The organism is Raineya sp., assembly GCF_053497555.1.
On sequence record NZ_JBRCWE010000077.1, the window covers coordinates 1 to 11691 of the forward strand.

An 11691-nucleotide genomic window follows, 5' to 3' on the forward strand; every position below is an offset into this window, starting at 1 on the left:
GAAACTGATGGAGTCGTGGTAAAAGTAAATAGTTTTGCCTTGCAAAATGAATTGGGTACTACTGCTAAATCGCCACGTTGGGCTATCGCTTACAAATACAAAGCCGAAACGGCAAGCACTACTCTGAAAAGCATTACGTATCAAGTAGGCAGAACAGGGGCTATTACGCCTGTTGCCGAACTTACACCTGTACAACTGGCAGGCACAATTGTAAAACGTGCTTCTCTGCACAATGCGAATGAAATTGAGCGTTTGGGCTTACGAATTGGCGATATGGTTTTTGTAGAAAAGGGCGGTGAGATTATTCCGAAGGTTACAGGCATAGATTTGAGCAAACGCCCTGCTGATAGTATGCCTTTGCAGTATATTACGCACTGCCCTGAATGTGGTACAGCTCTGATACGAAAGGAAGGAGAAGCAGTGCATTATTGCCCTAACGAAAAAGGTTGCCCACCACAAATTAAAGGTAAAATAGAGCATTTTGTACAGCGTAAAGCAATGGATATTAGCAGTTTGGGCGAAAAAATTATAGAACAACTTTACCAAGCAGGTCTGATACATAATATTGCGGATTTGTACGATTTACGCATAGAAGAGCTTTTACCTTTGGAGCGTATGGGCGAAAAGCTGGCTACGAAAATTCTGAATAATATTGAAGAAAGTAAAAAAGTACCTTTTGAGCGGGTTTTATTTGCTTTGGGCATACGTTTTGTGGGGGCTACGGTAGCTCAGAAATTGGCAGAATACTTCGGTAACTTGGAAAAATTGCAAAACGCTACACTCGTAGAACTATTGCAAGTCCCCGAAATCGGAGAAAAAATTGCCAAAAGTGTGCTTGCTTACTTTCAAGATGCAGATAATTTGCAAATTATAGAACGCTTGCAAAAAGCGGGTTTGCAGTTTGAAATGAAAAACGCTCTAAAAGAACTGAAAAGCGAAAAATTGAACGGACTTAATTTCGTAATTTCAGGCGTATTTGAACAATTCAGTAGAGAGGGATTAAAAGATGAAATTGAAAAAAATGGTGGAAAAGTGCTTTCAGGAATTTCCTCCAAAGTAAATTTTTTAGTGGCAGGTAACGAGGCAGGTCCGAGCAAATTGGAAAAAGCTCAAAAATTAGGTGTAAAAGTTATTTCGGAACAAGAATTTTTAGAACTTTTAAAACAATGAAGGGACTATCAAGAATTTTTGTTTATTGCTTTCTATGTTTGCTTTTTGTGGCTTGTGATGAAGAAAACGATAAACCCATTCCGCCTTACACGGGACCTATTATTGAAACTTTTGAGGTGCAGACGCTTTACAGCGATTCTGCCAAACTGAAAATGCGAATTACAGCCCCTAAACAATGGCAGTTCCAAAATGGTAACATAGAATATCCCGAAGGAGTTGAAGTGATTTTTTACAACGAACAAAAACAAGCCCGCTCTCGCCTGACGGCTCTCAAAGGCAAATACGATAAAGCTACTAATCTTTACACTGCCACAGGAAAAGTGGTACTGAAAGATTTAGTAGAAGATAAAACACTCAAAACAGAAGTTCTGCACTGGTCGCCTCACGAAAAACGCATTTTCACCGATAATTTCGTAGTTATTGAGAGTGGTAATAATGTCGTAAAAGGTGAAGGTTTTACGGCTAACCAAGATTTACAATATTACAAAATCCTAAAACCTACGGGTTCGGGATATATTCGGAGAAAATGAAACTGCTTGCTCATTCTTTGTATGTTTGTATCTAACTAATAAAGTTTGCTATGACTACTAAGTTTTTCACCAACAAAGACGAAAATACTCTTATCAGTAAGTTTGAGGGAGTGTTTAAGTACAATCCAAACATTCATTATTTTGATGCATTAGTGGGATATTTTCGGGCTTCGGGGTATTTTCGTATCAGACCGCTTTTAGAGAAAGTGCCTAAAATCAGAATTCTTGTAGGTATCAATGTAGATAAACTATTAGCAGAAGCTCAAAAAAAAGGATTTGACTTTTTTAGAAGTAAAGACAGAACCAAAGAAGAATTTATTCAAGAAATCAAAGAAGATATTCAACAAGCTCACTATGACCAAGAAACCGAAAAAGGTATTTTACAATTTATTAAAGACATCATAACAAAAAAAGTTGAAGTCAAAGCTCACCCCGACAAGAAAATTCACGCCAAAGTGTATATTTTCAGACCTGAGCCTTTCAATCAGCATACGCCTGCATCAGTGATTACAGGCTCTTCCAACCTGACCGATGCAGGATTAGGTGCAAGCACAATACGCAACTACGAGTTTAATGTACAACTCAACGATTATGAAGATGTAAAATTTGCCACCGAAGAATTTGAAATTCTTTGGAAAGAAGCTGTAGATATATTGCCTGTCGATGTGCAAAACATTGAAAAGAAAACTTACCTGAACGATGATATTACTCCTTTTGAGCTTTACATTAAGTTGCTTATAGAATACTTCGGAGAAAGCATAAACTATGACCCCGACTCTATTGGCGACTTGCCTGCTAATTTCAAAAAACTTTCCTACCAAATAGATGCCGTCAATGAAGGTTTCCATATGCTTTTGAAGCATAATGGCTTTATACTGGCTGATGTAGTAGGTTTAGGCAAAACCGTAGTAGCTACAATGGTAGCTAAAAAGTTTATTCTGCAAAACGGCAAAGAAAATACCAAAATATTAGTGATTTATCCACCTGCTGTGGAAAAAAACTGGAAAAACACTTTCAAATATTTTGGCATTGATAAATATGCCAAGTTTATTACCAACGGAAGTTTGCATAAAATTTTAGAGGGGCATTCAGACTACTGGAACAAAGAAGAATATGACCTTATCATTGTAGATGAAGCTCATAAATTTCGCAATCATACTACGGGAGCATTTCAGAATTTACAACTCATATGCAAAAGCCCAAGAGCTAACAAAGGACACATAGAAGGTCTGCAAAAAAAAGTTATTCTCGTAACAGCTACTCCTCTCAATAACAAGCCCGATGATATTTTTCATCAAATACTGATGTTTCAAGATGCTCGGCAATCTACTTTGCCTATTACCAATCTGACATCGTTCTTTGCTTCGCTTGTGGAGGAATACAAAGCTCTTAAACGTACTGAAAAACCTGATATTGATAAGCTACGCAATATTTACGGCAAAATCCGAAAAAATATAATTGAACCTATCACTATTCGTAGAACCCGAAAAGATATAGAAAATATCCCCGAATACCAAAAAGATTTAGCAGAGCAGGGCATCAGATTTCCCAAAGTAGAACCTCCTAAAAAAATTGAATATGTGATGAACGAAAAGCTCAATCAGTTATTTTACAAAACGGTTTTCTATCTGATTGATGAAGATAAACTTAATTATGCTCGCTATCAAGCTATTGCTGGATTGAAACCTGAGGCGGCAAAAGGATTATATGAACGTGCAGAATTAGCTTCTAAATCTTTGGCTATGATTATGAAAACTCTCTTGATAAAGCGATTAGAAAGTAGTTTTTATGCTTTCAAAAAGTCGCTGAATTCTTTCCAAAAAGCCACCGACCGAATGATTAAAATGTTTGAAAATGACAAAATATTCATCGCTCCTGATACAGATATCAACAAATTATTAGAAAAAGGTTGGAGTGAAGAAGAAATTGAAAAAGAAATTGAACGACTAAGCGAAGAAAACCCCAAAAATAGAGTTTTTAAGGCATCAGATTTCAAACCTGAATTCATTCAGCTTCTAAAAAAAGACAAAAAAAACATAGATGATTTAGTGAATTCGTGGCAAGAAATAGAAGATGACCCCAAATTAGAAGTATTTTTACAAGCACTCCAAACACAATTCCTGAACAAAAAAACGAACATAGAAGGCAAGTTAGTTATTTTTTCTGAATCAAAAGATACAACAGATTACCTGAAAAAACGTTTAGAAGAACAAGGCAGAACAGATGTACTTACTATTTCCTCTGAAAACCGAAACGACCTCTACGAAACCATTGTTGCTAATTTTGATGCTAATTGCGAGCCTCAGAAACAAAAGAACGACTACAATATTCTCATTACTACCGAAGTATTAGCCGAAGGGGTGAACTTGCATCGCTCTAATGTGATTGTGCATTATGATACACCTTGGAATGCCACCCGTTTGATACAACGGATTGGGCGGGTCAATCGTATCGGAACAAAAGCTGATACTATTTACAATTATGTATTTTATCCTTCCGCACAAGGCGACTCGCAAATCCAACTCAATAAAACCGCTCTAACGAAAATTCAGGCATTTCATACCGCTTTTGGCGAAGACAATCAGGTTTATTCGCAAGAAGAAATTTTAGATGAAGTCAAACTATTCAATAAAGAGGCTGTCCGTGAAGAAGAAGACGAACGCCTGAAATATCTCTATTTCTTGCGAAAATTTAGAGATGAAAACAAATCTTGGTTTGAAAAAATCAAAAAATTGCCTCTAAAATCACGAACAGGTAGAAACTCAACAACCCTCCATAGACCTGAACTACAAAACGGAACCGCTGTGTTCTTAAAAAATAGTAAAAAATTTGAATTTTATTGGGTAGATAGCCAAAATCAGCCTTATGAAATTACTCCGCTCGAAGCTTTCAAGATTTTTGAAGCTCAACCCGACGAAAAATCTTGCCAACTGATTGAAAATCATCATAAGCACGTAGCGATTGCCATCAATCATTTTCAATCGCAGGAGTATAAGTTAGTAGCTCTGCAAGAAACTCCCGAAGCTTTGGGTGGGGTGGCTCAAAGTGCTAAAAAGTTTCTCTTCGAAATAGTAAAGCATCCGATAGTATCGGAAAGCCAAAAAGAGAATATTCAAAAAATTATATTACTGATTGATATTGGCAAATTTACTAATCTGGCTACCGATATAAACAAATTGCGAAAGAAAGCCCTTCATCTAAACAATACACTTGCCGAATTAGATAAAATTGCTTTGCAGTATGGGGTGCAATCAAACCTTGTTCAAAAAGAGTCGGACGAAAGTTTAGAAAAACCCGTATTGATTATTTCTGAGTCTTTTGAATAATAATCCACCAACAGCTAAATACTAAAAAAAAAATGAACGAAATAATTTTCAAAGATGAGGCATATCAGATTATTGGCAAGTGTATGGAAGTGCATAATCAGTTAGGGGCTGGATTTTTAGAAATTGTGTATAAAGATGCTTTGGAATACGAATTCAGAAAATCAAACATACCTTTTGAACGAGAAAAAGAGTATAAAGTTTATTACAAAGGTATTGTGTTGCCTCATAAGTTTTATGCTGATTTTGTAGTATTTGATAAAATTATTTTAGAAGTAAAGGGGGTATCTACACTAACAGATGAATTTGTAGCACAATGTATCAATTATTTGAAAGTTTCAGGATGTAAGTTAGCCCTTTTGGTTAATTTTGGAGAGTTGCGATTAAGCTATAAGAGAATTGTATTATAAATTCGTGCATTCGTGGCAAATATTTTCAGCCACGAATAACACGAATGAGACACGAATTTTATTTATATTCGTGCATTCGTGGCAAACAATTCGTGCATTTGTGGCAAATCAAAACTTTTTGAACCTATGTTGTTTCAGACGCAAACTAGCTCGCTTTTTCAGCAAGCCTATGACCGCAAGCAATGGAAACAATTCCTTGCCGATACTTTCCCAAAATTTGATTCATTCTCTGAACCTATTCCAATAAGCATAGATACTCATTTTGCCCAACAAGCCTTTCTGTTGGGTAATATCGCCCTCCAAGAAAACGGCATTAAACGTACTTTGGCAGTTTATGAAGTAAAACTCACTACACACATACAAATAGAACGCAACCGCGTAGGACTGCGAAACCTACTTCGCAAATACTGGAAAAATATTGACGGGGCATTCATTGTGTTTTATCAATCTCAAAAGCCCAAGTGGCGGTTTATGTACGTTTCCGAACTGACAGGCTTCGATGCCGAAGGCAATTTCCAAACTATACAAACCGAACCCAAACGCTATACCTACCTTTTGGGCGAAAACGAAAATGTAAGAACCGCTACCGAACGCTTCGAACTACTTGCTCAAAAAGGAAGCAAAATCACCCTCAACGACATCAAAGAAGCCTTTTCTGTTGAAAAAGTTACCAAAGAATTCTACTCCGATATTGCCCAGTGGTACGAATGGGCTTTACCACAGGTTCGCTTTCCCGGTGATGCCGAAAATCAAGATAACGGACGCAATATCGCCCTCATACGACTGCTAACACGCCTGTTTTTCATCTGGTTTATGAAAGAAAAAAAACTTATTCCCCCCGACTTGTTTGATGAGAACTGGCTCAAAAACATACTTATAGAGTTTTACCCCCAAGATGCAAAAAACGGCAACTACTACAAAGCCATTTTGCAAAATCTTTTTTTCGCTACGCTCAATACGCCCCAAGATAAACGCAAGTTTCGCCGAGAGCAGAGCTTTCAGGGAAAAAATAACGACTATATGAACCATAGCTACTACCGCTACCATAATTTATTTGAAGAACCCGACAAAAGCCTGCAAATCTTTCAGAGCATTCCCTTTCTGAACGGAGGCTTATTTGAATGCCTGGACTTCCACAAAGATGACCCCCACAACCCCACAGGCAAAGAAATTCGCCTAGACGGCTACTCCGATGTGCCTGATAAACAAGCCTTTGTACCAAACATTCTATTCTTTGAACCCCAAAAAGGCATTATCTCTATTTTTCAGAAATACCACTTCACCATAGAAGAAAACACCCCCTTCGACCAACAAGTATCCCTTGACCCCGAAATGCTCGGCAAAATTTTTGAAAACCTCCTTGCCACCTACAACCCCGAAACCCGCGAAACCGCCCGCAAAGCCACTGGCAGTTTCTATACCCCCCGCGAGATTGTGTATTTTATGGTCAAGGTTTCGCTGAAAGAATACTTCAAAAATCAACTTGCTGAAAAAATTTCTGATTTAGAAACTCGTCTTGAGCAACTTTTTTCCTATGCCGATAGCTCTAATCCTTTCAACACCGAAGAGACCCAACTACTGATTGAAGCCCTGCATAATGTCAAAATCCTTGACCCCGCCGTAGGCTCGGGGGCCTTTCCGATGGAAGCCCTCAACCAAATGACACACCTGCTCAGCAAACTAGACCCCCAAAACCAACAATGGAAACAGCAACAAATCCAAGCCATAGAAAAATTTATCTCCGACCCCTCGCTCAAACAAAAAACCATTCAGCATATAGAAAACATCTTCCAGCACAACGAACTCGGCTACGGACGAAAACTCTTTCTCATTCAGAATTGCCTCTACGGCCTAGATATTCAACCCATTGCCGTGCATATTGCTAAATTACGTTTCTTCCTTTCGCTCCTAGTAGATGAAAAAATCAATAACAATCTGCCCAATCAAGGCATTGAACCCCTGCCCAACCTAGAAACCAAACTCATCGCCGCCAATACACTAATCAGTTTGCCCCGATACGAAGGCTTGCAAACCGATGCTATCCTAGAAGCCGAAAAGCAACTCTTTCAACTCCGCAAACGCTACTTCGAAACCACCGACCAAGCAGAAAAAGAAAAACTTAAAAACCAAGACCAACAACTCCGCTCTCAAATCCAACAAGCCCTCAAAAATGGCGGCTTTGCTTCCGAATTTGCCGATGCCATCGCCAGGGCCGATATCTACGACACCCAAAAAAGCCAACAATGGTTCGACGCCGAATGGATGTTTGGCATTAAAGAAGGCTTTGACATTCTCATCGGAAACCCACCCTACATACAACTGCAAAAAGATGCAGGAAAACTTGCCAAAATGTTTGAAAAACAAAATTATGAAACTTTCACTCGCACAGGAGATATTTACGCCCTCTTTTACGAAAAAGGCATACATTTACTTAAAAACAACGGCATTTTGTGCTACATTACCTCTAATAAGTGGATGAGGGCAGGATACGGCGAAAAATTGCGTAAATTCTTTATGGAGCAAAACCCTCAATTACTCATTGATTTAGGTCCGGGAGTCTTTGAAAGTGCTACCGTAGATACCAATATTTTGCTCATACAAAAGCAAAAAACTTCTCAAATACAACTCAAAGCCCTTACCTTACAAAAACAGCACAATTTGTCTATTGAGGAACAACTGCGTACCAACAGCATAACACTTGAAAAATTATCCCAAGACGCTTGGTTTATTGGCAATAATGCCGAGCAACAGCTCAAAGAAAAAATTGAACGTATAGGAAAACCCCTCAAAGATTGGGACGTGAATATCTATCGTGGAATATTGACAGGACTGAATGAAGCCTTTATCATCAATACTGAAAAAAGAAATGAAATACTTGCAAACTGTAAAACTGAAGAAGAAAGAATAAGAACCGAAAAAATCATAAAGCCCATTTTACGTGGGCGAGACATTAAACGCTACTACTACGAGTGGGCAGGGCTGTGGGTGATAGGCACTTTTCCTGCTTTACGTTTAGATATTGAGCAGTTCCCTGCTTTGAAGAAGTATTTTTTAGATAACTTTGATATTCGTCAGTTAGAGCAGTCAGGTAAAAAGTACCCTGAATTAGGTTTTGATGCACGCAAAAAAACAGGTAACAAATGGTTTGAAACCCAAGACCAAATTGCTTACTACCACGAATTTGAAAAGGAAAAGGTAGTGTATTCTGAAACAATAAAAATATACTTTGATGGAACAAAAAATTACCCAAGATTTTCTTATGTATCATCTGAAATTTTTCTTGACAAAACAACATTCTTTTTTTCAGGGAAAAATCAAAAATATATTTTGGGTTTATTAAATAGCAAAATTGCAGAATACTTACTTGAAAATGGCTATTCTGTAAAGTTAGGTATTGGAAGTAGAGGCTTGCAAAAAATACTTATTGAAAAAATACCCATTCCTCCTGTTACTACGTCAAACGAGGGTATAGTGAGGCAAATAGAGGGATTAGTAGAAAAGATATTATCTGCCAAGCAACAAAACCCGCAAGCGGATACGCGTGCTTGTGAGCGAGAGATAGATAGGCTGGTGTATCAGCTCTACGAGCTAACAGAGCAGGAGATAAAAATCATAGACCCTGCCTATGTATGAGGGAAATGTGGGGTTAATTAAACTTTTTTGCATTGCAAAATGTTTCAGTTTCGGTGCAAAAATAAAGGAAAAACTTCTGCTTATGCGTTTATGGGTTATATGGGGGCTACTTGTGTTGGGTAGCTGTAATGAAAAAGCCAAACGCCTACCTATTTTAGGGGAAAGGCAAGCCGTTCAGGTAGAAAAAAATGGCAAAATAATTATAGATACGCTGTATCATACCATTCCTGCTTTTCGGTTTATCAATCAAGATAGTGTAGAAGTAACCGAAAAAACATTTGAAGGCAAAATCTATGTAACGGATTTTTTCTTTACTACCTGCCCCAGCATTTGCCCCAAAATGAAACAGCAAATGCTTCGCGTATATGAAAAATACAAAGATGATGACCGCATTCTCATTCTTTCACACTCTATTTCTCGCGAGGATAGCGTACCTGTATTGCGGGATTATGCAAAAAAAATAAAAATCAGTTCTCGACGTTGGCATTTGGTTACAGGAAATTGGAACGAGATAGAGCGAATGGCAAAACAATATTTCGTAACCGTAACCGAAGATAAAAACGAACCGGGAGGCTATTTGCATAGCGGTCATTTCGCCCTGATTGATAAGCAAAAACGCATCAGAGGCATCTACGAAGGCACTAAGCCCCAAGAAGTGGATAAATTGCTCCAAGATATTGATATTTTGCTCAATGAAAATCCCTAAACCCATATTAGCCGCTTTTCCTGTGCTTTTTTTTGTAGGTTTGTTATTGGGCAATTTATTTTTTTTCAGAACTCAGGAGCAAGGGCAGAAATTATATGCACTGCACTGCTCATCTTGTCATATGGAAAAAGGCGAGGGGCTTGCAGGGCTTATTCCACCTCTGAAAAACGCAGATTGGCTTGCACAAAACCCCGAAAAAATTGCCTGCATCATTCGTTATGGGCAAAAAGGCAAAGTGCTTGTCAATGGTATTACTTACAACCACCCTATGCCTGCTAATCTGAAACTTTCCGATACCGAAATACACAACCTCACCAATTTTATTCTCTCTAATTTTGAAAACCAAGTTCCCAAACGTACTTTTGAACAAATTGTAAAAGATTTACAGAGTTGCCATTAGGATTTTTCATTTTTTTTTCTTATCATTCAGCGATAATTTGCCAAAGAGCACTCGGGAAAGTTTGTGAATTGTTGAATTATGGCTATTTTAGAAAACTTTATTTCTGTTTTTAAGCCCAAAAAAAAGCAAGCCCCTGCACGTGAAATAGCTCGCTATACGCTCAACTATGAAGATACACGCGATATAGGGGTGCTGTTTAGTCATTCTAATGACGAAAATCCGAAGGCTATCAATTATTTTGTCAAACTTTTGCAGAAAGACAAAAAAAGCGTGAAGGCATTGGCGTATTTTGAGGAAAAACACTCCAATCCTTACGATTTCCGTTTTGATTTCTTCACTGCCAAAGATATTGATAGCAAAGGCGTTATTCATTCTTTGCAAGTAGAGGAGTTTATTCAAAAAGAGTTTGACTGCTTGTATTGCGTGAATGTAACAGATTTTCCGCCTTTTCATTACATTATGAAAAGAAGCCACGCCAAGTTTCGGGTGGGTAAATTTTATCCCGAAATGCTTGATTCTTTTGAACTAATGATAGATATTGGCGACAACAAAAATGCCGTTGATTTAATTTTGCAGATGTTACACTTTACTAAAACCTTAATTATTCATAATCCACAATACAAATGATACACTATCGCATTGCTTACACTAATCCGCAAACCCGATTTTTAGAAGTTGAATGTAAATTTAGCCATTTAAGCACTCTTACTCTGAATTTATGCTTGCCTGCTTGGCGTCCGGGTAGATATGAATTGCAAAATTATGCCAAAAATATCTTTGATTTTGCCGTTTTTGATGAGCAAAATCGTCCTCTTTCTTACCGAAAAATAAGCCGAAACATTTGGCAAGTACAATTGCAAAACGCTTCGGAACTTATAGTGAAGTATCGTTATTATGCTTTTCAGTTAGATGCAGGCGGTTCGTACCTTGATGATACCCAAGTGTATTGCAATCTTATCAATTGCTTGGTGTATGTGGAAAATCGCCTTGATGAGCCTTGTACTTTGGAATTGGCTTTGCCCGATAACTATCAAATAGCTTGCGGGCTTACTAAAAAAGCTAAAAATCTATGGCAGGCAGAAAGCTATCATCACCTTGTAGATAGCCCTTTTATTGCTTCTGCCTCACTGGAACACAAAACCTACGAAGTAGCAGGTACGACCTTTCATATATGGCTACAAGGCGATTGGCAACCCGATTGGGAAGTAGTGCTGAAAGATTTTGAAAAATTTACGGCTTGGCAAATCCAACTTTTCGGCGAATTTCCTGAAAAAGATTATCACTTTTTATTTCAAATTTTGCCCTATACGTTTTATCACGGCGTTGAACATCGCAATTCTACGGTAATTTGCCTAGGAAGTGCCGAAAAAATGAGTGAAGCAGAAAATTACGATAATTTTTTGGGGATAGCCTCTCACGAATTGTTTCATAGCTGGAATGTTTGCAAGATTCGTCCTGCTGAACTTTTGCCTTACAACTATGCAAGCGAAACGTATTTTGAAACAGGCTGGGTAGCCGA

Annotated in this window: 9 protein-coding genes; all 9 read left to right on the plus strand. The window is 38.0% G+C overall.

What is annotated here, in order from left to right:
- Window positions 1-1170, plus strand: a 1170-nt coding sequence (gene ligA, locus ACWITO_RS10420) for an NAD-dependent DNA ligase LigA (RefSeq protein WP_448529934.1), incomplete at its 5' end; no start/stop codon positions are given.
- Window positions 1167-1700 (plus strand): LPS export ABC transporter periplasmic protein LptC, encoded by a 534-nt coding sequence (gene lptC, locus ACWITO_RS10425; RefSeq protein ID WP_101358977.1) that lies wholly within the window; start codon window positions 1167-1169, stop codon window positions 1698-1700. The genes ligA and lptC, both read left to right, overlap by 4 nt.
- Window positions 1701-1750: 50 nt before the next feature.
- Entirely contained in the window at window positions 1751-5026 is a 3276-nt protein-coding gene (locus ACWITO_RS10430; RefSeq protein ID WP_448529935.1) for a helicase-related protein, read from the plus strand.
- 32 nt (window positions 5027-5058) lie between these two features.
- Complete coding sequence (locus ACWITO_RS10435) at window positions 5059-5433, plus strand: GxxExxY protein (protein ID WP_448529936.1); 375 nt, start codon at window positions 5059-5061, stop codon at window positions 5431-5433.
- Window positions 5434-5559: 126 nt separating this feature from the next.
- Window positions 5560-9066, plus strand: coding sequence for an Eco57I restriction-modification methylase domain-containing protein (locus ACWITO_RS10440; RefSeq protein WP_448529937.1), 3507 nt, complete (start codon window positions 5560-5562; stop codon window positions 9064-9066).
- 82 nt (window positions 9067-9148) lie between these two features.
- The gene (locus ACWITO_RS10445; protein WP_101359719.1) at window positions 9149-9772 is read left to right on the plus strand and encodes an SCO family protein; all 624 of its coding nucleotides are present in this window, start codon (window positions 9149-9151) and stop codon (window positions 9770-9772) included.
- Window positions 9759-10172, plus strand: a complete 414-nt coding sequence (locus tag ACWITO_RS10450) for a c-type cytochrome (protein WP_448529938.1) — start codon at window positions 9759-9761, stop codon at window positions 10170-10172. The genes ACWITO_RS10445 and ACWITO_RS10450 overlap by 14 nt, the downstream gene beginning before the upstream one ends.
- A gap of 78 nt (window positions 10173-10250) precedes the next feature.
- Complete coding sequence (locus ACWITO_RS10455; protein ID WP_101359716.1) at window positions 10251-10799, plus strand: DUF6913 domain-containing protein; 549 nt, start codon at window positions 10251-10253, stop codon at window positions 10797-10799.
- Window positions 10796-11691, plus strand: an 896-nt coding sequence (locus ACWITO_RS10460) for a M61 family metallopeptidase (RefSeq protein WP_448529939.1), incomplete at its 3' end; no start/stop codon positions are given. The genes ACWITO_RS10455 and ACWITO_RS10460, both read left to right, overlap by 4 nt.